The 22580-nt window shown below is 68.7% G+C and carries 22 protein-coding genes; 6 read left to right on the top strand and 16 right to left on the bottom strand.

Going from position 1 to position 22580, the window contains the following annotated elements; all coding sequences use genetic code 11:
• Positions 1-2: 2 nt before the first annotated feature.
• The gene (locus K6T84_RS17125; protein ID WP_224863368.1) at positions 3-1322 is read right to left on the bottom strand and encodes a class I SAM-dependent methyltransferase; all 1320 of its coding nucleotides are present in this window, start codon (positions 1320-1322) and stop codon (positions 3-5) included.
• Between the two features lie 82 nt (positions 1323-1404).
• Here K6T84_RS17125 and K6T84_RS17120 point away from each other — a divergent pair, with 82 nt between their 5' ends.
• On the top strand, positions 1405-2640 hold the full coding sequence (locus K6T84_RS17120) for an FAD-dependent oxidoreductase (RefSeq protein WP_224863366.1): 1236 nt from the start codon (positions 1405-1407) through the stop codon (positions 2638-2640).
• Positions 2641-2674: 34 nt separating this feature from the next.
• On the opposite strand, the gene K6T84_RS17115 is transcribed toward K6T84_RS17120, so the two are convergent.
• From K6T84_RS17115 to K6T84_RS17100, 4 genes are all read right to left on the bottom strand, one after another.
• Positions 2675-4393 (bottom strand): hypothetical protein, encoded by a 1719-nt coding sequence (locus tag K6T84_RS17115; protein WP_304621290.1) that lies wholly within the window; start codon positions 4391-4393, stop codon positions 2675-2677.
• A 133-nt stretch (positions 4394-4526) separates the two neighbouring features.
• Complete coding sequence (locus K6T84_RS17110) at positions 4527-5822, bottom strand: class I SAM-dependent methyltransferase (protein WP_224863364.1); 1296 nt, start codon at positions 5820-5822, stop codon at positions 4527-4529.
• Positions 5819-7198, bottom strand: a complete 1380-nt coding sequence (locus K6T84_RS17105) for an FAD-binding oxidoreductase (protein ID WP_225400883.1) — start codon at positions 7196-7198, stop codon at positions 5819-5821. The genes K6T84_RS17110 and K6T84_RS17105 overlap by 4 nt, the downstream gene beginning before the upstream one ends.
• A 61-nt stretch (positions 7199-7259) precedes the next feature.
• Complete coding sequence (locus K6T84_RS17100; RefSeq protein WP_225400882.1) at positions 7260-8006, bottom strand: Rv3717 family N-acetylmuramoyl-L-alanine amidase; 747 nt, start codon at positions 8004-8006, stop codon at positions 7260-7262.
• Between the two features lie 109 nt (positions 8007-8115).
• Here K6T84_RS17100 and K6T84_RS17095 point away from each other — a divergent pair, with 109 nt between their 5' ends.
• The 3 genes from K6T84_RS17095 to K6T84_RS17085 all read left to right on the top strand — a co-directional run bounded on the left by K6T84_RS17095 (position 8116) and on the right by K6T84_RS17085 (position 10046).
• Positions 8116-8451, top strand: coding sequence for a YbaB/EbfC family nucleoid-associated protein (locus K6T84_RS17095; protein WP_225400881.1), 336 nt, complete (start codon positions 8116-8118; stop codon positions 8449-8451).
• On the top strand, positions 8452-9063 hold the full coding sequence (recR, locus tag K6T84_RS17090) for a recombination mediator RecR (protein ID WP_225400880.1): 612 nt from the start codon (positions 8452-8454) through the stop codon (positions 9061-9063).
• Positions 9064-9197: 134 nt separating this feature from the next.
• Positions 9198-10046: a type IV toxin-antitoxin system AbiEi family antitoxin gene (locus K6T84_RS17085; RefSeq protein ID WP_225400879.1), complete on the top strand. Its 849-nt coding sequence runs from the start codon at positions 9198-9200 to the stop codon at positions 10044-10046.
• On the opposite strand, the gene K6T84_RS17080 is transcribed toward K6T84_RS17085, so the two are convergent.
• The 5 genes from K6T84_RS17080 to K6T84_RS17060 form a co-directional block, all read right to left on the bottom strand.
• Complete coding sequence (locus K6T84_RS17080; RefSeq protein WP_225400878.1) at positions 10043-11200, bottom strand: FAD-dependent oxidoreductase; 1158 nt, start codon at positions 11198-11200, stop codon at positions 10043-10045. The two genes, K6T84_RS17085 and K6T84_RS17080, sit on opposite strands and share 4 nt — an antisense overlap.
• On the bottom strand, positions 11197-11379 hold the full coding sequence (locus tag K6T84_RS17075) for a rubredoxin (RefSeq protein WP_224863345.1): 183 nt from the start codon (positions 11377-11379) through the stop codon (positions 11197-11199). Before K6T84_RS17075 ends, K6T84_RS17080 begins: the two co-directional genes overlap by 4 nt.
• Entirely contained in the window at positions 11379-11549 is a 171-nt protein-coding gene (locus K6T84_RS17070) for a rubredoxin (RefSeq protein ID WP_224863343.1), read from the bottom strand. Before K6T84_RS17070 ends, K6T84_RS17075 begins: the two co-directional genes overlap by 1 nt.
• Positions 11549-12793, bottom strand: a complete 1245-nt coding sequence (locus tag K6T84_RS17065) for an alkane 1-monooxygenase (protein WP_225400877.1) — start codon at positions 12791-12793, stop codon at positions 11549-11551. The genes K6T84_RS17070 and K6T84_RS17065 overlap by 1 nt, the downstream gene beginning before the upstream one ends.
• A gap of 97 nt (positions 12794-12890) precedes the next feature.
• Positions 12891-14171 carry a PucR family transcriptional regulator gene (locus K6T84_RS17060; RefSeq protein WP_225400876.1) on the bottom strand — a complete coding sequence of 427 codons (1281 nt, stop codon included), beginning with the start codon at positions 14169-14171 and terminating at the stop codon, positions 12891-12893.
• A gap of 88 nt (positions 14172-14259) precedes the next feature.
• Between K6T84_RS17060 and K6T84_RS17055 the strand changes: the two genes are divergently transcribed.
• Positions 14260-15183: an Abi-alpha family protein gene (locus K6T84_RS17055; protein ID WP_225400875.1), complete on the top strand. Its 924-nt coding sequence runs from the start codon at positions 14260-14262 to the stop codon at positions 15181-15183.
• A gap of 3 nt (positions 15184-15186) precedes the next feature.
• Here the strand turns inward: K6T84_RS17055 and K6T84_RS17050 are convergent, their stop codons facing one another.
• The 4 genes from K6T84_RS17050 to K6T84_RS17035 all read right to left on the bottom strand — a co-directional run bounded on the left by K6T84_RS17050 (position 15187) and on the right by K6T84_RS17035 (position 18949).
• On the bottom strand, positions 15187-16548 hold the full coding sequence (locus K6T84_RS17050; protein ID WP_225400874.1) for a hypothetical protein: 1362 nt from the start codon (positions 16546-16548) through the stop codon (positions 15187-15189).
• Positions 16549-16642: 94 nt separating this feature from the next.
• A complete protein-coding gene (locus tag K6T84_RS17045) occupies positions 16643-16879 on the bottom strand; it encodes a hypothetical protein (RefSeq protein ID WP_225400873.1) in 237 nt (78 codons plus the stop codon).
• A gap of 148 nt (positions 16880-17027) precedes the next feature.
• Positions 17028-17735, bottom strand: a complete 708-nt coding sequence (locus K6T84_RS17040; protein WP_225400872.1) for a type 1 glutamine amidotransferase — start codon at positions 17733-17735, stop codon at positions 17028-17030.
• On the bottom strand, positions 17732-18949 hold the full coding sequence (locus tag K6T84_RS17035) for a Mur ligase family protein (RefSeq protein WP_224863335.1): 1218 nt from the start codon (positions 18947-18949) through the stop codon (positions 17732-17734). Before K6T84_RS17035 ends, K6T84_RS17040 begins: the two co-directional genes overlap by 4 nt.
• A 76-nt stretch (positions 18950-19025) precedes the next feature.
• Between K6T84_RS17035 and K6T84_RS17030 the strand changes: the two genes are divergently transcribed.
• A complete protein-coding gene (locus K6T84_RS17030) occupies positions 19026-20015 on the top strand; it encodes a DEDDh family exonuclease (RefSeq protein ID WP_225400871.1) in 990 nt (329 codons plus the stop codon).
• A 6-nt stretch (positions 20016-20021) separates the two neighbouring features.
• Here the strand turns inward: K6T84_RS17030 and K6T84_RS17025 are convergent, their stop codons facing one another.
• Together K6T84_RS17025 and leuA are read right to left on the bottom strand one after the other, a co-directional pair.
• Positions 20022-20633, bottom strand: a complete 612-nt coding sequence (locus K6T84_RS17025; RefSeq protein WP_225400870.1) for a hypothetical protein — start codon at positions 20631-20633, stop codon at positions 20022-20024.
• A 110-nt stretch (positions 20634-20743) separates the two neighbouring features.
• On the bottom strand, positions 20744-22546 hold the full coding sequence (leuA, locus tag K6T84_RS17020; RefSeq protein ID WP_225400869.1) for a 2-isopropylmalate synthase: 1803 nt from the start codon (positions 22544-22546) through the stop codon (positions 20744-20746).
• Positions 22547-22580: the final 34 nt, after the last annotated feature.

The following is a 22580-nucleotide window of genomic DNA, read 5'->3' as shown; positions in this document are numbered from 1 at the left end:
GGTTAGGGAGTCCACCAGGGCCGCATCGGCAAGTCGCCGTCGTCACCCCGCTCGTCGACGTTGCCGGCCAGCACATGGTGCAGCTGGCATAGGTTGCGCTCGAAGCCGAGTACCGCCGCCGCCATGTACATGCCCCACACCTTGGCCCGGCCCAGCCCGACCTCGGCGACGGCCTCGTCCCAGTGGTCGACCAGGTTCTGACACCAGGCGCGCAGCGTCTTGGCGTAGTGCAGCCGGAAGTCCTCCTCGTGCAGCACCTCGAAACCGGTCCGCTGGATCTGCGTGACGATGCTCCCCACACCGGTGAGCTCCCCGTCCGGGAAGACGTACCGGTCGCTGAAGGCATCGCCCTTGTATACCGAGTTGTCCGCCGTCGTGATGCAGTGGTTGAGCAGCAGGCCGCCACTGCGCAGTTTCGACTTGAGAAAGCCGAAGTACGCCGGGTAGTTCTTCACCCCGATGTGCTCGGTCATCCCGATCGACGAGACGGCGTCGAACCCGGTCTCGCGCACATCGCGGTAGTCGCAGTGCCGAACTTCGGCGAATTCGGACAGGCCCTCGTCGGCGATCGCCTGCCGCGCCCAGGCCACCTGCTCTGCCGCCAGGGTGGCACCGACCGCGTGAACCCCACGGCGGGCGGCGTAACGCACCATGCCGCCCCAGCCGCAGCCCACGTCGAGCAGCCGATCGCCCGGCTGCAGCCGCAGCTTTTCGAAGATCAGCCGGTACTTGTTCTCCTGGGCTTCCTCCAGCGTCGCGTTCGCGCTCGGGTAGACCGCGCAGGTGTAGGTCATCGACGGGCCCAGCACCCATTCGTAGAAGGTGTTGGACACGTCGTAGTGGTGGTGGATGGCGTCAGCGTCACGGGCTTTCGAGTGGCGCAATCCGGCCGAGAGGCGGCGGCGCCATTTGGCCGGTGCCTCCTCGGCCGGCGGCGCGATCGGCCGCAGATTGCGCAAACCGATCGAGCGGACGATGTTGACCAGCGTCTGTGGCGACGGCTGCTTGAATTCCAGATCCGCCAGGGCCTTGAGCATCTCGTAGGGGTTTCCCGGGTGCACGCCGCGCAGTTCCAGATCGCCGGCGATGTAGGACCGGGCGATCCCGAGTTGACCCAGCGAGGTGGCCAGGTAGGTGGTGGCGCGCGGATTCAGTAGATTCACAGCCAGGTCGGCGTCGTCAGGGCCGACACTGCTGCCGTCGTAGGCGGTGACCTTGACCGGCGGTTGCCCGCCACCGGAGAGCAGCACCAGAATCTCGGCCAACCCCAGCTTGCCGTTCGTGGTGATCGACGTGTCCTTCGTCAGTGTCTTCGCAGTCATGGTGTGCCCTCCTCAGCCCAGATGCGGATAACCACCCGGACGGCATCTCAAACACGCGTAACCTTGCGATCCGATGGGCGATATGGCTGAAACGACCACCTGTGCGATCGTCGGCGGTGGCCCCGCGGGAATGGTGCTGGGTCTGCTGCTGGCCCGAGCGGGCGTCGAGGTGACGCTGTTGGAGAAGCACCCCGACTTCCTGCGTGACTTCCGCGGCGACACCGTGCATCCCACCACGCTGCGGCTGATCGACGAACTCGGGCTCTGGGATCGGTTTACGACGTTGTCGCACAGCGAGATCCACCAGGTCACCCTCGATGTGGCCGGACAGGGCGTCACCGTGGTCGACTTCGGGCGGCTACGGCGACAGCCCCATCCCTATATCGCGATGGTGCCGCAATGGGATCTGTTGAATCTGCTCGCCGAGGCCGCGCAGGCCGAGCCGACTTTCACGCTGCGGATGCAGACCGAAGTCACCGGACTGCTGCACGAGAACGGCCGGGTCGTCGGCGTGCGCTACCAAAGCCCGGACGGCCCCGGCGAACTGCGTGCCGGGCTGACGGTGGCCTGCGACGGCCGGTGGTCGATCGCACGGCAGGAGGCCGGCCTGAGCGCACGCGAGTTCGGCGTGAACTTCGACGTGTGGTGGTTCCGGCTGCCCAGAGACGGCGCAGGGCAACCCACGCTGCTGCCGCGCCTCGGCCCGGGCAGGGCCGCGATCATGATTCCGCGCGAGGGCTACTTTCAAGTCGCCTATCTGGGAGCCAAGAGCGATGCGGCGGCGTTGCGGGCGCGCGGCATCGAAGCCTTCCGCAACGACGTCCTCGAACTCATCCCGGAGGCTGATGTGTCGGCACTGGGCTCGATGGACGACGTCAAACATCTTGACGTGAAGGTGAATCGACTGCGGCGCTGGAACGTCGACGGCCTGTTGTGCATCGGCGACGCGGCGCATGCCATGTCACCGGCGGGCGGTGTCGGCATCAACCTCGCGGTGCAGGACGCGGTGGCCGCGGCGAGGATTCTGGCCGAACCGTTGCGACGAGGCCACGTCACCGGCCGTGATCTGGCCGCGGTGCACCGGCGCCGGATCGTGCCCACCGTTGTCACCCAGACCGTCCAGCGGGTGCTGCACCTGGGACTCGACGGGGTCCTGCGCGGCGGAAACCTGAACCCACCGGCCGCCTTCGGCGTCGTGCTCAGGCGGCTGCCGTGGCTCTCGGGGATCCCCGCCTTCCTGGTGGGGGTCGGGGTGCGCCCCGAGCGGGCACCGGTCTTCGCGCGCCGGCCGGATTCAAACGAAACGGCCGCCGGCTGACCCAGGGTCAGCCGGCGGCCGTTGCGATTCGGTATCAGCCCGCGGTGCCGTTGGCCCCGGCCGTGCCGTTACCGGCTGCGGTCCCGTTATCGCCGGTCCCGAGCAGACCGCCGGGCCCGAGCACGCCCAGACCGCCGCTGCCCGCCGTGCCGCCGTCGCCGGCCGCACCGCCCGCACCGGCCGCGCCGCCGCCTGTGCCGCCGTCACCACCGTCGCCGCCGTCGCCGCCGACCGGACTGTCGCCTCCGTCGCCACCGGCTTGGCCGTCAACGCTGACCACACCGAGCCCGCCGTTGCCGCCACTGCCGCTCTCGCCGCCGGTGCCGCCGCGGCCGCCGGCTCCGCCGGTGCCGTCGCCGGACGAGCCGGCCCCTCCGGCGCCGCCGTTACCGCCCTCGCCGCCGTCCCCGGCCGCGCCGCCGTTACCGCCGTCGCCTCCGGCTCCGGTGGTACCGATCCCGAGGACTCCGATGGCGCCTTGCCCGCCGGCGCCGCCCTTGCCGCCGCCACCGCCGAGGCCGCCGGCCCCGCCGTCGCCGCCCAGACCGGCCGACGCGGTGCCACCAGCACCGCCGACACCGGCCGCACCGCCGAGGCCGCCGGCGCCGCCGTTGCCGCCGTCACCGTTGATCAGACCCGGCTGGTTGAGCAAGCCCAGGAACCCGAAACCGCCGGTGCCACCCACGCCGCCGTTACCGCCGACGCCCCCGGTTCCGCCGTTGCCGTAGAGCGAGCCGCCGGCCCCACCGATACCACCGTCACCGGCCGCGCCACCGGCACCGCCGGCGAACCCGTCGGCCGGCAGCACACCTGGACCGCCGATTCCACCTTCACCGCCGTTGCCACCGGCCCCGCCGATCCCGCCGTCGCCGAAGCGGGCGGCGTCGCCGCCGTTTCCACCCAGGCCGGCGTCGCCGCCGGCACCGCCGGCCGAGCCGATCAGGCCCAGCGCACCGGGCGTCCCGGACAGCCCGGCCCCACCGTCGCCGCCGACGCCGCCAACGCCACCGTTGCCGAAGAACAGACCACGCGCGTCGCCGCCGTTGCCGCCGGCTCCGCCGTCGTTTCCGGCGCCGAGCAGTACGTTCGTCAGGCCCGCGGCGCCGTTGCCGCCGGCGCCGCCCGTCCCGCCGTTGCCCAGGAAGGTTCCGCCGGACCCGCCGTCGCCGCCCGCGCCGCCCAGCAGCGGCAGGCCGCTGGCGCCCGCGCCGCCGTCACCGCCGTTGCCGAAGCTTCCGGCGTTGCCGCCGACACCGCCGACCCCTTCGGCGGAGGTGCCGCCGTCGCCGCCGTCACCGAACCACAGTCCGCCGTTGCCGCCCGCCGCCTGCTCCAGGGTGCCACCGTCGATGCCGTCGGCGCCGTTGCCGATCAGGGTCTGGCCGGCCATCTGATTCAGGGCGGTGTCGAACATGATGCCCATCGGGCTGGTGATCCAAGCCTGCTGCATGTCGTGCATCGGCGAGTAGAAGAACTGGTCGAACAGCTGGGCGTAGTCGATCGGACCGCCGAACACGCCGCCTTCGGCGGGCAGTGCGAAGGCAGTGGGGGCGAAGCCCGTGCCTAGGCTCGCCAGATCCGATTCGCCACCGTTGAAGATGCCCGTGCCGAGCAGATCGAAAATCGCGTCCAGCTCGCCGTCGGCGTGCGCGGCCGGCGTCACGCCGAACGCCATGAACGCGCCGGCCGCGGCAGTTACCCCGAGCATCGTGCGGGCGCCGCGTTGTCGTGCGCCCCGACGAATTTCAGACATGACAAAATCCCCCCGTCCCCGATTGCATTGATATGCCGCTTTGCCCCCCCTGAGCAAAGCAGAGCCTAACCTAAATATCACGTGGGGCGATGTCAACCTGGACGCCCAGAATTCACCCGGCCGTAAGGCGCCGTCAGGGGCGCCACCAGGGCCGTAGCGGCAGGCCGGTGTCGCCGCCGTTACGTGCCAGCACATGGTGCAGCTGAATCACGTTGTGCTCGAAACCCAGCCGCGAACCGGCCATGTACAGTCCCCACACCTTGGCGGTGGCCAGACCGACCTCGGCGACGGCGGAATCCCAGTGCTCCACCAGGTTGGCGCACCAGTCGCGCAGGGTCAGCTCGTAATGGTTGCGGAGGTTCTCGGTGTGCAGCACCTCCAGCCCGGCGTCCTGGATCTCGCTGACGACCCGACCCGACCCGGTCAGCTCGCCGTCCGGGAACACATAGCGGTCGATGAAGTCGCCTGCCGTCGCGCTGGACTTGTTGTCCGCCCGGGTGATGCAGTGGTTGAGCAGCAGCCCGCCGGTGCGCAGTCTGGACTTGAGGAAGCCGAAGTAGTCGTGGTAGTTGGCGACGCCGATGTGCTCGGTCATCCCGATCGAGGAGACCGCGTCGAAGCCCGTTTCCCGCACGTCGCGGTAGTCGCAGTGACGTACCTCGGCCAGGTCGGTCAGGCCGTCATCGGCGATCGCGCGCTGCGCCCAGCCGGCCTGCTCAGCCGACAGCGTCGCACCGATGGTGCGCACCCCGTGCCGCGCCGCGTGGCGCACCATGCCGCCCCAGCCGCAACCCACATCGAGCAGCGTGTCGCCGGGGCGCAGCCGCAGCTTGTCGAAGACCAGCCGATACTTGTTCTCCTGGGCTTCCTCCAGGGACGCCTCCGGGTGCGGGTAGACCGCACAGGTGTAGGTCATCGACGGGCCGAGTACCCACTCGTAGAAGGTGTTGGACACGTCGTAGTGATGGTGGATCGATTCCGCGTCCCGGGACCTGCTGTGCCGCAAGCCTTCGACGATGCGTCGCCACCGGGGGAGGGCCTCTTGCGGCGGCGGCGCGATCGGTACCAGGTGCTCGATCCCGATCGAACGGATGATCTGCGTCAGCATCCGTGGCGACGGCCGTTTGAAGTGCAGTTCGTCGGCGAGGGCCTTGAGCAGCCGGTACGGATCACCGGGATGCACGCCGTGCGCCTGAAGGTCCCCGGCGACATACGCGCGGGCCATGCCCAGATCGCCCGGCGCGGTGGCCAGATACGTTGTGCCGCGCGGGTTCAGCAACTCCAGGCCCAGCGGCGCGTCCTCCGGGCCGGCGATGCTGCCGTCGTAGGCGGTGAAGCGCAGTGGCAGGTGACCGTCGGTGGCCAGAACCTCCAGCACCTCGGCCAGGCTCAGCCGGCCGGTGTGGACCTGCTCTTTGTAGGTCGTCATCGTCGTCGCACCGCCTTGTCGTAGAGGCCCAGCAGTCGAGCATCGGGGTCGTAGGCCTGTTTGGCCGCTCGATAGGCATCCCCGCCATAGAGCGCATCGAATTCCGCTGTGGTGTAGTAGGAGTCGGAATACAGCGACTTGTGCCCGTCGAGTTCGCCGACCTTCGCCTCGATCAGGCGGTTGGTGATTCCCTCGGTGGCGCCGGCCGGGACCGAGGACCAGAACCCGACATTGACGTAGGTGTGGTTGGGCCGGATCGGGTACAGCGGCCAGTCCTCCTCGGTGCGTAGTCGCAACGGGCACAGCCACACCGGCTCGATCGGCACGTGGGCGAAGAACCAGTCCAGGAACTCCCGGCAGTGCTCCAGCGGCACCTCGATGTCCTGCACCACCCGTTCGCGGGGTGGCCGGTGATGCAGCTTCTCGACCCGGTCGGCGATGGAGAACCGTCGGTCATAGCCGATCAGCTTCCAGTAGAAGCTGCTGCGCCGGTAGCGCCGAGGCCAGATGCGCCGCACCAGTGGGCGCTGCGTCCCGAACGCACGCGAGCACCAGAACCAGTCGGTGTCCCACCGCCACAGGTAGTCGTGGATGGTCAGCCGGTCGTCCTTGATGCCGCGGGCGTGCTGGATCGAGCGGTAGTAGATGTCGCGGCCGGTGTAGTCGCTGACGGCACCGGGGATGTCGGTCTGGAATCCCAGGCACAGGTAGCTCTCGGCGGGGGAGAACACCACCCCGTCGAGGTAGTCCACCGCAACCCCGTCGAGCCCACCGGTGTCGATGATCCGATCCATGGTCGCCACCAGGTCATCAAGGTCGTCGAACCGGATGTGCCGCAACGCGACGAACGGCTTGACCGGTTCCAGCTCGATCCGCAATCGCGTCGAATAGCCCAGCGTGCCATAGGAATTCGGGAAGGCGCGAAACATATCCCCATGCTGGTGACGTGAGACGGTCAGCAACTCCCCGGCGCCGGTCAGAACGTCCATCTCGAGTACGGATTCATGCGGCAGGCCGTTGCGGAACGACGTCGACTCGATCCCCAGACCGGACACCGCCCCGCCGACGGTGATCGTCTTGAGCTGCGGAACCACCAGCGGCGCCAGGCCGAACGGCAGGGTGGCGGCGACCAGATCCTCGTAGGTGCACATGCCGGCGACCTCGGCGGTGCGGGTCTGTGGGTCGACGGCGAGAACCCCGGTCAGCCCGGAGGTGTCCAGACCGGGCACCTGACGTTTGGCGCGGGCACGAAACAGGTTCGAGGTGGGCTTGGCCAGCCGGACCGACGCGGTGGCGGGGATCGACCGGTAGCTGGACAGCAGTCGCTGCACCCCCTGCGAGTGGGATGTCGGAGTTTCGGCCGGCCGAACGGACATCACCTTCCACGCTAGCGGCGGATCCGTGGCCGTGCACCTCGCTGCCGAGCCGGCGCCGGGATCAGCCCAGGTACGCGGCGATACCTCGGGCGACGGCGTCGGCGTAGCGCTGCCGTCCCGCCGGGCTCTCCATCAGGGCGGCGTCGGTCGGGTTCTTCATGTTGCCCAGCTCGACCAGGATCGACGGGTATTCGGCCAGGTTCAGCCCGGCCAGATCCGCGCGTCCCTTCAGTCCGTCGGCGCCGATGTAGTTGGCCGGCGGGATACCGGAGGCCTGCAGTTGGCTGCGCATGATCTGGGCGAATCGCACCGCCGGGCCCTCCTGCGCCGGGTTGAGTGCGGGTGCCGAGTAGTTGACGTGGAACCCGCGCCCGGCGGGCGGCCCGCCGTCGGCGTGGATGGACACGATGGCGTCGGGATGCAGGGTGTTGGCCATGGCGGCGCGGGCGTCCACGCACGGCCCCGGCCCGTTGTCGTCGCCGCGGGACATCGCGGTGCGCACACCCAGGGAGTTGAGGGCCTGGCGGATGCGCAGCGTGGTGTCCCAGGCGAAGCTGTGCTCGGGATAGCCGGTGTTGGTGGCGGTGCCGCTGGTCTGGCAGTTCTTCGTGCCGCCCCGGCCGTTGGTGACCTGGCGGCCGATGGCCGAGGGGTCGCTGATGCCGCTGTGCCCGGGGTCGAGGAACACGATCCTGCCGGCCGGAGCCGCCGCGGCCGTCGGGACCAGCGGGGTGCCGGGCAGCGCGGCTGCCACCACCACGCCGGTGGTGATCGCGATGCCGACACGCCAGGAAACAGGTACGCGCACGCCGCCAAGGTAGGCGCGCGCCGACTACGCTGGGAATCTCACACGCACCGGGCCCCCAGCTGGGACCAAGCCGCAACCAACTCGAGACCACCGACCCAAGGGGAATGTCATGCAACCAGGAGGCCCGCCCGACATGTCGGCGCTGCTGGCCCAGGCCCAGAAGATGCAGCAGCAGCTGCTGCAGGCGCAGCAGGAGCTGGCCGTCACCGAGGTCCAGGGCGAAGCCGGCAACGGCCTGGTCAAGGTCACCGCGAACGGCAGCGGCGAGGTGCTCGCCGTGCACATCGACCCCAAGATCGTCGACCCGTCGGACATCGACACGTTGCAGGACCTGATCGTCGGTGCGCTCGCCGATGCGTCGAAGAAGGCGCAGACGCTGGCCCAGCAGCGGCTCTCCCCGCTGGCCGGCGGGATGGGCAGCGCGCTCGGCATGCCGGGAGCCTAGGTGTTTGAGGGTCCGGTCCAGGACCTGATCGACGAGCTGGGCAAGCTGCCGGGCATCGGTCCCAAGAGCGCGCAGCGGATCGCCTTTCACCTGCTCTCGGTGGAGCCCTCCGACATCGACCGGCTCACCGCGGTGCTGACCAAGGTCCGCGACGGAGTGCAGTTCTGCGAGGTGTGCGGCAACGTCGCCGACGCGCAGCGCTGCCGGATCTGCGCGGACCCGCGCCGGGACCTGGCCCAGATCTGCGTCGTCGAGGAACCCAAGGACGTCGCCGCGATCGAGCGCACCAGGGAGTTCCGCGGCCGCTACCACATCCTCGGCGGTGCGCTCGATCCCCTGAGCGGGATCGGCCCCGAGCAGCTGCGGGTGCGCGAGCTGCTGAACCGGGTGGGGGAGCGCATCGACGGCGTCGATGTGTCCGAGGTCATCATCGCCACCGATCCCAACACCGAAGGCGAGGCGACCGCCACCTATCTGGTGCGGATGCTGCGCGACATCCCCGGGTTGAGCGTGACCCGGTTGGCGTCCGGGCTGCCGATGGGCGGTGACCTGGAGTTCGCCGACGAGCTGACCCTGGGCCGGGCGTTCACCGGCCGCCGCGCCATGGCCTGACCCATCCCTTTCCCCGCGCGCCGCGCCCGCCACCCCACCCCCCGAGCCTGTAGTTACCGTGCTCCCCACTCGCATTTTCTCTCGCTAACTACAGGCTCGCGGACCATGTCGGTCCCCGTTGGCAATATCTGGCCATGGGAGTGGTCTTCATCGGCAGCGAGGCGCTGGCGCAAGGGCGCCTCACCGAGTACGAGTTGCGGCGGTGGCACCGGGCGATCTTCCGCGACGTCTACGTGCCCGTCGGGCATAAACTCACCCTCCGCGACCGGATCGAGGGGGCCTGGCTGCGGTCCGGGCGCCACGGGGTGATCGCCGGGGTCGCCGCATCCGCGCTGCACGGGGCCGAGTGGGTTGACATCGATATCCCCATCGAGCTGATCTGGAAAAACACCCGCCCACCGCGAAGCCTGATCGTCCGCGACGAGACCCTGGCCGCCGACGAGATCACCAAAGTCGCCGGCATCCCGGTCACCACACCCGCCCGCACCGCCTACGACCTGGGGCGCCACCTGCCCCGCGACAGGGCGGTGGCCCGGATGGACGCGCTGGGCCGGGCCACCCCGTTCAGCACCGAGGACGTGCTGCTGATCGCCAAGCACCACAAAGGTGCGCGGCACCTACGACGGCTGCGCGTGGCCCTTCCGCTCGTCGACTTCGGCGCGGCCTCACCGAAGGAGAGCTGGCTGCGGCTAAGGCTCATCGATGCCGGCCTGCCTGCCCCGACCACCCAGATCCCGGTGATCGAGCGCGGCTATTGGCCGTTCGCCTGGCTCGATATGGGGTGGGAGGACTACAAAGTGGCCGCGGAATACGACGGGGAACACCACCAGAAGGATCGCCGCCACTACGTCCGCGACCACAAGCGTCAGCGCAGGCTGGAACGCCTGGGCTGGATCAACATTCGGGTGATCAACGAGGACGACACCACAGACGTCATCACCCGCGTCACCGAGGCGCTGCGATCCCGCGGCTGGCGCCGCTAAACCGGCTGCAGCACCTCGGCGATCGGCGCCCCCGCGGCGATCTTGCCGCGCGCCGTCCGGACCAACTCCGGGACGCCCGCCCCCACCGCGGCCACCACGACGCCGTCGCGCTCGTAGTACCCAGCGAAGCACCGGCCGTCATCGCGCACCAGGTGCACGGTGTCGCCCGGCATCGGGTGGCCCAGGCACTGGATCTTGACGTCGTACTGGTCGCTCCAGAAGTACGCCACGCCCGCGGTGGGCACGGCCTCCAGGTCCAGCATCGCGGTCGCCAACAACTTCGCCTGCTCGGCGACATTGCTCCAGTGCTCCACGCGCACACCGTCCCAGCACGCCACGTCACCGATCGCCCACACATCCGGTGCGCTGGTGCGGCCCACCGCGGAGCAGACGATGCCGTTGTCCACCTCGATGTCGCTGTCGGCCAGCCAATCGCAGGCCGGGCGCGAACCGATCCCGACCACCACCAGATCGGTGGGGATTACCGAGTCGTCGGACAGCGTCACCGACTCGACGCGGCCGGACCCGGCGACCGAGGCCACGCCCACGCCGGTGCGCACGTCGACACCCTCGGCCTGGTGCAGCCGGGTGACCAACGCCCCGACCTGCTCGCCGAGCACCGAGGCCAGCGGCGTGGCCTGCGGCTCGACCAGCACCACCGACACCCCGGCAGCTCGCAGGGCGGCAGTGACCTCGCAGCCGATGAAACCCGCGCCGACCACCACGGCCCGGCGCGCACCGGCGGCCCGGGACCGCAGCGCCACGCAGTCGTCGAACGACCGCAGCACGTGAATTCCGTCCAGCTCGCCGAACGACGGAATCTTTTTGGGCACAACACCGGTGGCGATCACCAGCTGGTCGTATCCGAGCACCTCCCCGTCGGCCAGCGTCACGGTGTGGGCTGAAACGTCGACGGAGCGGGCGCCCACACCGAGCCGCAACCCGATCTGGTTGTCTTCGTAGAATCCGACCGGCTTCAAGGCAACATCGTCGACCTCGCCGCGCAGCATCTGTTTGGACAGCGGCGGCCGGTCATACGGCGGGCGGTCCTCCGCGCCGATGATGGTGATCGCGGCGGCGTAGCCGTTGCGCCGGAGTTGCTCGGCGGTGCGGACTGCAGCCAGCCCGCCACCGACGATCACCGTCCCCGTCATGACCGGGCCACCTCCGCCATCTCGAAGTCGGCCTTCGCCGCGCCGCAGTCCGGGCAGCTCCAATCCTCGGGGATGTCGGCCCAGCGGGTGCCGGGGCTGATGCCGTCTTCCGGCCAGCCCAGCGCCTCGTCGTATTCGAAGCCGCACTGCAGGCACCGGAACAGTTTGTAGTCGTTCATCAGTTCGCTCCCATCGGTTCGAAATCAAACTTCTCGCGTACCGCACAGTCCGGGCAGCACCACTCGTCGGGGATCTGGCCCCAGGCGGTGCCGGCGGGGTAACCCTCCCGGGGTGCCCCGACGGCCTCGTCGTAGACGTACCCGCAGCCGGGGCATCCGTAGCTGGCCATCAGGCGGCCACCTGCTCGGTCGTGCCGGTCGCGCCATAGCGGGCCAGGATCTTCGCCCGGCGGCGCGGCGAGATGTTGGCTCGGGTGATGTCGCCGCCGTAGTGCTCCAGCACCCGGTGGTCCATCAGCTTGCGCCACACCGGCGGGAAGTAGGTCACCCCGATCAGGGCGCCGTAGCCGGCCGGCAGGTTCGGCGAGTCGTCGAAGCTGCGCAGCGTCTGGTAGCGCCGGGTGGGGTTGGCGTGGTGGTCGCTGTGCCGCTGCAGGTGGTACAGGAACAGGTTGGTCACGATGTGGTCGGAGTTCCAGCTGTGCTGCGGGGTGCAGCGCTCGTACCGGCCGCTGGCCTGCTTCTGGCGTACCAGCCCGTAGTGCTCCAGGTAGTTCACCGACTCCAGCAGCGACGAGCCGTAGAACGCGTTGACCAGCACGTAGGGCACCAGTGCCACACCGAACACCGCGATCATCGCGCCCCAGAACACGATCGACATGGCCAGCGCGTTGATCGCGTCGTTGCCCCACCAGGTCCGCGGGTCCCACGGGCTCTTGCCGGTGCGGCGGATGCGCTGCGCCTCCAGCTCCCACGCCGAGCGGATGCCGCCGGCGGTGCTGCGCGGCAGGAACTCCCAGAACGTCTCGCCGAACCGCGACGACGCCGGGTCCTCCGGGGTGGCCACCCGCACGTGGTGGCCGCGGTTGTGCTCGACGTAGAAGTGGCCGTAGCAGACCTGGGCCAGGGTGATCTTGGCCAGCCACCGCTCCAGCGACTCCCGCTTGTGGCCCAGCTCGTGGGCGGTGTTGATGCCGACCCCGGCCACGGTGGCCGTGGTCATCGCGACACCGATCTTGCCCAACCAGCCCAGCGAGCCGTCGAAGCCGAGCCAGCCCAGGTCCGAGGCGGTGAACAGGTAGGCGCCGAAGATGGCGCTGGCGTACTGGAACGGGATGTAGGCATAGGTGGCGTAGCGGTAGTACCGGTCGTTCTCCAGGGCTTCCATCACCTCATCGGGCGGGTTCTGCCCGTCGGACCCGATCCAGAGGTCCAGTGCCGGCAGGATCACGTAGAGCAGGATCGGCCCGATGTAGAGCGGCAGCTGCGCCGCGGTGTGCAGTTCGGCCTTGTTCAGCGCCCACACCAGGGGCAGGACCAGGAACAGCATGGTGGGCACGACCAGGCCCAACAGCCACAGGTGACGCTTCTTGTCCTGCCAGATCGCCGGCCCGCCGGCCACTTCGGTGCTCATCTCTTTCTGCCTTTCGCCTGGTCCTATCTCTGATGACCTCGACGTTAGGTTTTCCGGCGGGGAAATCACTCGTCCCGGGCAGCCGGAATTCGCGTTGCTATTCGTCTCCGGGAGACAACGGAGTCAACACCGCTTCGCCGTACCACTGACACAGCAGCAGGGCGATTTCGACGTCGAGGCGGTCCTCGGCGATCGGGCGGCCGCGGCGTTCGATCGCCCGCTGGATGCGGTACTTCATGGTGTTGACGTGGAAGTGCAGTTGCTCGCCGGCCGCCTTGAAGCTGGAGCCGGTGCGCAGGAACACCCGCAGGGTTTCGCGCAGCCGCTCGTCGCCTGCGGTGGCGCGGGCCAACGGGCCGAGCACTTCGCCGACCCAGGCGCGGGCCGATGGCAGGTCGCCGCCGAGAAGGGCCGCGGCGGACAGTCCCGGATCGCCGGCCACGCTGACCCGGCACGTACCGGAGGCCACCGCCAGGCGGTGTGCCGCCAGCGCCTGCTGGTGCGACCGGCGGAAGCCCTCGACTCCGGGCAGCGGGGTGCCGATCGCAACCCACGGTTCACCGCCCTGCGCGTAGCCGCGGATCTGTTCCACCACATCGGAGGACTCGGCCGACGGCAGCGGAATCCACACCCACCCGGTGGTACTGTCGGCCGGGATGAACAACGGCACCCCTTGCACCCCAAGCGATTCCGTGAGGTGCTTGATGAATCCCTCGGTGTCGGTGAGGCGATCCGCGCCGGACTCCGGGTACCACACCACGATCGCGACGTGGGTTCGGCGCAGCGGGTAACGGATCGCGGTCGTCATCGCGTCGACGTCCGTGCTCTCGCCGGACAGGATCTCGCGGACCCGCAATGCGCGCACCGCATTCCGGCTCTCCAGCCAGCGTTCCCGCTCGGCCTGATAGACGGCGACGACCTGTTGTGACATCTCGTCGATGTAGCCGAACATCAGCGTCGACATCGTGGACAGTACATCCAGGCTCAGCTCCGGATCCAGTCCGGCGGAACGGATCTCTTCGAGCACCAACTGCAGTGCCACCGAGTGGCCCAGCCGGTAGCCGCGCACCAGCGAGTTCACCGGAACCCCACGCTGGGCCAGGCGCCGGGAGTGCTCGAGTGCGACCGCGGGCGCGGCCACCTCGGCCACCGGGATGTTGTGCCGGATCGCCGAGAAGTAGGCGTCGACGTTGGCGGTGACGGTCTCGTGCAACAGCCCCAACAGCGACGGGTCACCGGTCAGCTCCGGTGAGCCCTTGGCGACCAGATCCTCGATGACCCCGCTGGTCTCGGCCAGCCGGCCGTCCAGTCGCTGGGAGATGAGCACCGCGGCCTGTGCCACGGCTGCCTCATCTGCGACGTTCGGCTTCACCCCCATGAGCCAGACGGTAGTCCGCATGCCAAAAGGCCGCGGCGGGTTTCGGCCACCGCGCCGCCGGGCGGGCGTACGGTGTGACCGAGAGCTCATGGGTGATAAGCGCAAGAAGAGACGCGATCAAGCAGGTGGGGCGCCGCTGCCGTTGCTCGATGTCCTCAACCGGCTGGCCGATGCCGTACCAGCGCCCATCGAAAACCGCGGCAAAGGAAAATCCGGCAAGGCCCGTAAGTCCAAACGCGCAGAGCAGCCCGCCGCGCCGATACCGGTGGTGAATGAGTTGGTGTCCCGGTTGGGATTACCCCTGGGCAACGACGCGCTGGGCGGCTTGGCCAACACCGCGATCACTCCGGTCGTCGACACGGTGGGACATGGTCTGCGACAGGCGGGGGAGCTGGCCAACACCCCACCGCTGCGTGACGTCACCGACGTGCTCGCCCGGGTCATCAGCGGCGGTGGGCCGGCTGAGGCCGCCGAAGCGCTCCGGAATCGCGGCACCGCCCTGGTCCGGGTGTCCTACAAGCCTGAGTTCCAGCGTCGCGATGTGCACCCGTCGTTCTCTCGGATCATCGACGAACTCGTGCCCGACGAAGCGCGGATCCTGCGGTTCCTCAAAGTCGCCGGAACCCAGCCGATGATCGACGTGCGGACCAAGACCTGGTTTCAGATCGGCTCGGAGCTGGTGACCAGCGGCATCAGCATGATCGCGCGGATGGCCGGCTGCCTGTGGCCCGACCGGGACCAGCACTACTTCGCCAACCTGGACCGGCTGGGCCTGGTCGCCATCTCCAACGAGCCGGTCGACGACTATCGGCGGTACGCGTTGTTGGAGGTGCAGCACCCTGCGGTGGAGGCGATCGAAAGCGTGCCCAAGGCGGTGACGATCTACCGCAGTGTGCGGCTCACCGCCTTCGGAGAGCAGTTCGTCGACGTCTGCATCGACTGTGACGGCTACACCGCGGGCGGCTGGGATACCGATGGGCGCCAAGACCGGATCAAGGGCAAGAGGCGCTGACGCCTACGCGCCGAAGATCAACAGGTGGGCGGCGCCGACCAGGATTCCGAGCAGTCCGCCGTGGGCATAGAGCAGCCATGCATCCTGTTCGATTGCGGCGTAAAGCATTTCGCTGAACTCTGCGGGCGGTAGTTTGCGGAATTTCTCGGTGGCGAAGTCGGCGATCTTCTTCGCCTTGTCCTCGTTGAACTCCGCGGAATAGAAGACCTCCGGCGCGAAGTTCATGATCTCCGCACTGGCGTTGCGCTGGATCGCGTCCATGTCGACCGCGCCGGTCACCTTGCCGACGGCGGCGACGATCGGGGTGAAGATGATGTCGACCTCTTCGGCGATGGTTTCGGCGAGGAATCCGGCCGTCTTGTCGCCGCTGGCCCCGAACAGCAGCTCACGGGTGAAGTTGGTGACTGTCAGTACCTTCTCCGACATCATCGTGGCGACCTGCGCGGCGGCCTCGTATTGGCGTTTGGGAAACAGTCCCTGCTTCCACGGGTAGCGCAGGCTGCGCTTCGGATCGCCCGGCTCGAAGATCACCTTGATCGCGAGAATGTTCACCACGACCCCGATGCAGGCGGCTCCGCCGAGCACCACCAGCCACGACGGGATCGCGCTGAAAACCGGTGGATGGTAGTAGTGCACCCAGCTCAGATACAGCGCCAAGGGAATTCCGAACACGAATCCCAGCGCCCCGATCCGGACCATGAAGCGCAGTTCCGGAGCGCCCATGCCGCGGAAGATGTCGCTGAGCACCTTCGGATTTCGGCGCAGGTGGTTGACGGTCATCAGTTTGACGTCGAGCAACTCGTCGATATGGTTGCCGACCTTGGCGAACGCCGACCGCGAGATGTGGGGCAGCCGCTGGTCGATGGTGACGAGCACGCTCTCCTGCACGATCAGGGGCAACGCGTGCCACAACCAGCCGTGGTTGTTCTGGATGATGTCGGTCGCGATCCGCCGGATGCTCGGCCGCATCTTGTCGGCCAGCAGGTCGGCCATCTTGTTGGGTTCGAGTTGTTCGTAGAAGTCGGCGATGCTGCCGATCCGCGCGATCGACATGTCCACCATGAGACTTGCCATCTTCTCCGCGCGGCAGGGAATGAATCCCTGGAATCCGAGGATGCCGTTCGGGGCGAATGTCGGCAGGATCTGGACCTTCCGCGGGAGTAGCGGGAAAACGGTCTTGAGGCCCGGAACATGAAAGCCGGTGAAATGGGTGGGGGAGAACAGCATGATCACGCCGGTCCAATTGGTGATCAATCCGGCGATGGCGCTGAAAATGGGAATGCTGATGATATCGATGATGAACTTGGACTGGCCCGTCAGCTGTTCCCAGTCGACCAATCCGGACGCAAGCGTGCTTTCCACCATGTCAAGCCGTCTCTGTCGTCGCAGTTGGGGGCGAGCGTAGCCCCACTGGCAGCGTGAACGTTGCCAGTGGGGCTCTCGCCAGGCACCGGGGGCGCTACTTCGCGGCCTTCTTGGCCTTCTTGGATTCCTCGACCTTGGCCAGCTTCTCGATCTGCTCGTTCAGAGCCTTCCCGCGGGCACGCAGAGCCTCGATCGAGGAGTCCTTGGTGTCCTTGGTGATGTCGGTGATGTCCGTCTCCAGGTTCTCGGCGTTGTCGAGCAGCTCGTCGACGAATTCTTTGGTGCTGTCGAGGACCTTCGAGACCAGGTTGAAAACACTCGGAGTAGCCATTTTTTCGTATTCCTTGTTCTGTTCGGTTTCCGTCGTTTACGGGTGTATGCGACGTGGAAAACGTTACGGAGCCGGACAGGCATTTACTTGTCCCCGGAAGCCAGGATGTGCGCGCCGATTCGTCGGCGGGGGACATCAGCGCGGGGCGTCAGACCCGCCGCGGCGCGGCCAGTCGTTCGGAGCGCAGCAACTCCACCTCGGGCAGCTCCAGCGGCGCCAGCTCGCCGACCGCTTTGGACAGCAGCAGATCGGCCAGCTCCGGGTTGCGGGCCAGGCACGGCCCGTGCAGGTAGGTGGCGACGACGCTGCCCTGCACCGCGCCGTCGAAGCCGTCGCCGGCCCGGTTGCCGGCGCCCTTGGTCACCTTGCTCAACGGCGAGGCGGCAGGACCCAGTACGGTGCCGCCGCGATGGTTCTCGAAACCGGTCAGCGGCGCTGTCAGCCCCGCCAGCAGCGGTCTGCCGACCACTTCGCCGATGGTGCGCTCGTCCTGAGGCGAGGTGGTCAGATCCAGCAGGCCCACCCCGTCGACGCGCTCCCCGGCCGAGGTCTCATACCAGTGCCCCAGCACCTGGATGGCCGCGCAGATCGCCAGCACCGGCGCGCCCCGCTCGGCGGCGCGCTGCAAACCCGGATACCGGAGCAGATGCCGGGTGGCCAGCCGTTGCGCGTAGTCCTCGGCGCCGCCGAGGGTGTACAGGTCCAGGGATTCGGGCACCGGATCACTCAGGGTGATCTCGACGATCTCGGCGTCGATACCGCGCAGCAACAGCCGCCGGGCCAGCACCACCGCGTTGCCGCCGTCGCCGTAGGTGCCCATCACGTCGGGCAGCACCAGCCCGATCCGCACCGTCATGCCAACCTCCGCTGCAGTGCCAAGAACGCGGTGTAGTTGGCGACCACCTCGACCCGTCCGGGCGGGCAGGACGCGATGGCGGCGACGGTGTCGTGCACCAGGGTGTGCTGCACGCCGGCGTAGCCCAGTCGCACCGCCAGGTCGGTGCCGCGCTCCCCGGCGGCGACCACCGGCACACCTTCGAAGTGCTCGAAGCGCACATCCCACAGCCAGGACAGATCCTCACCGTCGGGCACCTGGCCGTTGACCGAGATCACCACCGCCGCATCACGATCCACCATCGACAGCGCCTCGGACCAGCCGGCAGGGTTCTTGGCCAGCAGCATCCGCACGGTGTGCTCGCCGGCCTGCACCGACTTGTACCTGCCGGCCACCTCGTCGACGGCCGACACCGCCGCTACGGCCGCAGCCGGATCGGCGCCCAGCACGACCGCGGCGGCCACGGCCTGGGCGGCGTTGCCACGGTTGACCGCGCCCGGCAGCGACAGCCGCATCGGCAGCACCAGCCCGTCCGGGCCGTAGAGCGCGTCGTCGTCGTACCACCACTGCGGCTGCGGCCGGGCGAAGCCGGCGCCGGTGGAGCGCCAGTGCGCCCCGTCGCGCTCGATCACCTCGCCGCTACGCGGGCAGCTCACCGAGTCGCCGTGCCAGGAACCCCCGGCGGCCACCCACACCACGTCGGGGCTGTCGTAGGCGGCCGAGGTCATCAGCACGTCGTCGCAGTTGGCCACCACCACCGCCCGCGGGTGCCGGGCCAGCCCCCCGCGCAGCGCCTGTTCGACGGCGTTGATCTCACCGACCCGGTCCAGCTGGTCGCGGGACAGGTTGAGCAGCACGAAGACGCTCGGTGACACCGCGTCGGCCACGTGCGGGACGTGCATCTCGTCGACTTCGAGGGCCGCCAGCGCCGCACCGCGGTCGGCGGCCAGTGCGGCCACCAGCCCGGCGTCCATGTTGGCGCCCTCGGCGTTGGTGGCCACCGGCCCCAGGGTGCGCAGCGCGGCGGCGACCATCCGGGTGGTGGTCGACTTGCCGTTGGTGCCGGTGACGACGACGCTGCGCCGCCCGGTTCCCAGCTGACGCAGGATCGAGCGGTCCAGGGTCATCGCCACCAGGCCGCCGATCATGGCGCCCGCACCGCGGCCGGTGACGCGCGACGCCCAGCGGGCGCCGGCTCCGGCGGCCAGGGCGAGTCGTCCACGGGCGGTGATCACGGGCGTGAGTTTAAATGCCGCCGACACGAGCCACCGCGGCCCGGCTCGGTCAGACCGGCGTGCCATCCTCAGTGACATGAGCACGACGTGGGGCCGCCCGGCCCGCGACCCCGGCGACGGCTGGGTCGTCGTCGACGTCGAGACGTCCGGGTTCCGGCCCGGGCAGGCCCGCGTGCTCAGCGTCGCCGCGCTGGCACTCGACGCCGACGGCCAGATCGAGAAGTCGGTGTCGCACCTGGTGAACCCGGGTACCGACCCCGGGCCGACGCACGTGCACGGGCTGACCGCCGAGATGCTGGCCGGCCAACCGCAGTTCGCCGACGTGATGGACGAGGTCACCGCACTGCTGGCCGGCCGCACCCTGGTGGCGCACAACGTCGCGTTCGACTACACGTTCTTGGCCGCCGAAGCCGAGATGGCCGGCGCGGAGCTTCCCGTCGACTCGGTGATGTGCACCCTGGAGCTGGCCCGGCGCCTCGACCTGGGCCTGGACAACCTGCGGCTACAGACCCTGGCCGCGCACTGGGGCGTCACCCAGACCCGGGCGCATGACGCACTCGATGACGCCCGGGTGCTGGCCGGGGTGCTTCAGCCCGCACTGGAGCGGGCCCGCGAACGCGACGTGTGGCTGCCGGTGCGGCCGGTGACCCGGCGCCGCTGGCCCAACGGCCGGATCACCCACGACGAACTGCGCCCGCTCAAGGCGCTGGCGGCGCGGATGCCGTGCGCCTACCTCAACCCCGGGCGCTACCAACGTGGCCGCCCGCTGGTGCAGGGCATGCGGGTGGCGCTGTCGGCCGAATGCACCCGCACCCACGAGGAACTCGTCGAACGGATCCTGCACGCCGGGCTGGCCTACAGCGACGTCGTCGACACCAACACCTCGCTGGTGATCTGTAACAACGACCAGGCTGAGCACGGCAAGGGCTACCAGGCGCGGGAACTGGGCGTGCCGACCGTCACCGACACCCTGTTCATGGCGAGCGTCGGCGGGGTGGTGGGCGGCACCGGCATCGAGGCGTTCCTGGACGCCGGGCCGGCCGGCGAGCAGATCTCGCTGTTCTGACTACCCTCAGGTCGGGATGTCGAAGAGCAGGATGGGGTCGGGGCCGAACAGGTACAGGTAGTCGGTGATGCCGTCGGTTGTCGTCACCACTTCGTTGGCGAAGCCGAAGAAATTGACCCAGTCGACGGTCATGCCGTCGGGCACGCTGATCGATTGCGTGCCGAACAGTTCGACGGAGGCGAACGCGGCCAGACGGAAACTCGTGGAGTCCCACGTCGTCCCGTCCGGCAGGCCGGTGCCTTCACTGTCGCTGACCACGTTGGAGTTGGTCACGTAGGCGAACGGGAAGGGTGGGAATTGGCCGTACTGTTGACGAATCCCGGTGTCGTCGAATGCGCCGGTGACGTTGCCGTCGGAGTCGAAGATCTGCCAGTTCGTCGTGCTTTGTGAGCCACTGTAGATGTACGGAATCGACGGGAAAACGACCGCGTCGGTGATCGTGGTGGTGTAGTCCGTGCCGTACTGCGCGCCGACTGGCATCGGCCAACTGAAGAGGTCATTGGGGGTGAACGGTGGATTCGACGGGTCGGCGTTGGCGACCGCGCCAGTGAGCGCCGCACCGCCAAGGGCAGCGCCGAGGAACATGGCTGGCAGGAGTGCGATCTGGCGAATGTTCACAGTGCCCCCGATTTGTCTCGCCGGACGTCTGACCCAAGACGATGCGAATTAGTATTCACTGATATCAAACTGAGTACAACCCCCCAGTTGCGGGCGCATGTGCCCGCGGGCTACGCGCGGGCCGCTCGGTTCACCGCCGAGACCACCGCCCGCAGCGACGCGGTGGTGATCGACGGCGCCGTGCCCACGCCCCACACTGTCCGGTCGCCGATCTGCGCCTCCACGTACGCCGCGGCCTGTGCTTCCTCGCCGGCGCTCATCGCGTGCTCGGAGTAGTCCAGCACGTGCACCTGGAACCCGACACGGCTCAGCGCGTCGACGAACGCCGCCAGCGGCCCGTTGCCGGAACCGCTGATCTCGGTCTCGACCCCGTCGACCAAGACCGTGGCCTCGATGCGGTCGGTGCCGTCGTCGGTCTCGGCGGCGATCAGCTTCTGGTGCATGCGCTCCAGCGGCCGGATCGGGTTCAGGTACTCCTCGGCGAACGCATCCCACATCTGTTTCGGGGTGACCTCGCCGCCCTCACCATCGGTGAGCTGCTGGATCACCTTGGAGAACTCGATCTGCAGCCGGCGCGGCAGCACCAGCCCGTGATCGGTCTTCATCACATACGCGACGCCGCCCTTGCCGGACTGCGAGTTGACCCGGATCACCGCCTCGTAGGTGCGGCCCACGTCGCGCGGGTCGATCGGCAGATAGGGGACCTGCCAGAGCATGTCATCGACATCGGAGTCGGCTTCGTCCGCGTCGATCTTCATCTGGTCCAGGCCCTTGTTGATGGCGTCCTGGTGGCTGCCGGAGAACGCGGTGTAGACCAGATCGCCGCCATAGGGGTGCCGCTCGGGCACGTTGAGCTGGTTGCAGTACTCGACGGTGCGACGGATCTCGTCGATGTCGGAGAAGTCGATCTGCGGGTCCACGCCGCGGGAGAACATGTTCAGCCCCAGCGTCACCAGGCAGACGTTGCCAGTGCGTTCGCCGTTGCCGAACAGGCAGCCCTCGATCCGGTCCGCGCCGGCCTGAAAGCCCAGTTCGGCGGCGGCCACCGCGGTCCCGCGGTCGTTGTGCGGGTGCAGGCTCAGGATCACCGAGTCGCGGCGGGCGAGGTTGCGGCTCATCCACTCGATCGAGTCGGCGTAGACGTTCGGGGTGGCCATCTCCACGGTGGCCGGCAGGTTGAAGATGATCGGGTTGTCCGGCGTCGGCTCGATCACATCGGCCACCGCGTCGCAGACCGCCTTGGCGTACTCGAGTTCGGTTCCGGTGTAGGACTCCGGCGAGTACTCGTAGCGCCACCGGGTGCCCGGGTACTTGGCCTGCTCCTCGAGGCACTTGCGCGCCCCGGCCACCGCGATGGCCTGCACCGCGGCCTGGTCGGCGCGGAACACCACCCGGCGCTGCAGGATCGAGGTGGAGTTGTAGAAGTGCACGATCACGTTCTTGGCGCCCGCGCAGGCTTCGAAGGTGCGCTCGATCAGCTCGTCGCGGCACTGCGTCAGCACCTGCAGGGTCACGTCGTCGGGCACCGCGCCGCCCTCGATGATGTCGCGGACGAAGTCGAAGTCGGTCTGGCTGGCCGAGGGGAACCCGACCTCGATCTCCTTGTAGCCCATGGTCACCAGCAGGTCGAACATCCGGCGCTTGCGGGCCGGGCTCATAGGGTCGATCAGCGCCTGGTTGCCGTCGCGCAGGTCCACCGCGCACCACAGCGGGGCGCGGTCGATCACGGTGTCCGGCCAGGTGCGGTCTTTGACGGTGACGGGCTCCACCTCTTCGGCGAAGCTGCGGTAGCGGTTGACGGGCATGGCCGAGCCGCGCTGGGGGTTCCAGACGGGCTGGCCGGGGTTGGGTGGGCCGGCGGGCTTGGTGATGCCGCGGCCCGAGCGGAATGCGTCAGGGGAATTACTGGTCACGGTGATTGCTCCGGGGTTCTCGGATGGACTTCAG

Source organism: Mycobacterium zoologicum (assembly GCF_020181635.2).
In the GTDB taxonomy this organism is placed as follows: domain Bacteria; phylum Actinomycetota; class Actinomycetes; order Mycobacteriales; family Mycobacteriaceae; genus Mycobacterium; species Mycobacterium zoologicum.
The sequence above is the reverse complement of the archived record's forward strand: the minus strand, read 5'-3'. Positions and strand labels throughout refer to the sequence as shown.

Excerpts from the sequence above, each read along its gene's own strand:
- K6T84_RS17070 (WP_224863343.1), bottom strand. The coding sequence starts at position 11,549 with ATGGCCAGCTACGGATGCCCCGGCTGCGGGTACGTCTACGACGAGGCC.
- K6T84_RS17125 (WP_224863368.1), bottom strand. The coding sequence starts at position 1,322 with ATGACTGCGAAGACACTGACGAAGGACACGTCGATCACCACGAACGGC.
- K6T84_RS17085 (WP_225400879.1), top strand. The coding sequence starts at position 9,198 with ATGGGAGTGGTCTTCATCGGCAGCGAGGCGCTGGCGCAAGGGCGCCTC.
- K6T84_RS17080 (WP_225400878.1), bottom strand. The coding sequence starts at position 11,200 with ATGACGGGGACGGTGATCGTCGGTGGCGGGCTGGCTGCAGTCCGCACC.
- K6T84_RS17115 (WP_304621290.1), bottom strand. The coding sequence starts at position 4,393 with ATGTCTGAAATTCGTCGGGGCGCACGACAACGCGGCGCCCGCACGATG.
- K6T84_RS17040 (WP_225400872.1), bottom strand. The coding sequence starts at position 17,735 with ATGACGGTGCGGATCGGGCTGGTGCTGCCCGACGTGATGGGCACCTAC.
- K6T84_RS17120 (WP_224863366.1), top strand. The coding sequence starts at position 1,405 with ATGGCTGAAACGACCACCTGTGCGATCGTCGGCGGTGGCCCCGCGGGA.
- K6T84_RS17110 (WP_224863364.1), bottom strand. The coding sequence starts at position 5,822 with ATGACGACCTACAAAGAGCAGGTCCACACCGGCCGGCTGAGCCTGGCC.
- K6T84_RS17105 (WP_225400883.1), bottom strand. The coding sequence starts at position 7,198 with ATGTCCGTTCGGCCGGCCGAAACTCCGACATCCCACTCGCAGGGGGTG.
- K6T84_RS17055 (WP_225400875.1), top strand. The coding sequence starts at position 14,260 with ATGGGTGATAAGCGCAAGAAGAGACGCGATCAAGCAGGTGGGGCGCCG.
- K6T84_RS17060 (WP_225400876.1), bottom strand. The coding sequence starts at position 14,171 with ATGGGGGTGAAGCCGAACGTCGCAGATGAGGCAGCCGTGGCACAGGCC.
- K6T84_RS17095 (WP_225400881.1), top strand. The coding sequence starts at position 8,116 with ATGCAACCAGGAGGCCCGCCCGACATGTCGGCGCTGCTGGCCCAGGCC.
- K6T84_RS17075 (WP_224863345.1), bottom strand. The coding sequence starts at position 11,379 with ATGAACGACTACAAACTGTTCCGGTGCCTGCAGTGCGGCTTCGAATAC.
- K6T84_RS17030 (WP_225400871.1), top strand. The coding sequence starts at position 19,026 with ATGAGCACGACGTGGGGCCGCCCGGCCCGCGACCCCGGCGACGGCTGG.
- K6T84_RS17050 (WP_225400874.1), bottom strand. The coding sequence starts at position 16,548 with ATGGTGGAAAGCACGCTTGCGTCCGGATTGGTCGACTGGGAACAGCTG.
- K6T84_RS17065 (WP_225400877.1), bottom strand. The coding sequence starts at position 12,793 with ATGAGCACCGAAGTGGCCGGCGGGCCGGCGATCTGGCAGGACAAGAAG.
- K6T84_RS17045 (WP_225400873.1), bottom strand. The coding sequence starts at position 16,879 with ATGGCTACTCCGAGTGTTTTCAACCTGGTCTCGAAGGTCCTCGACAGC.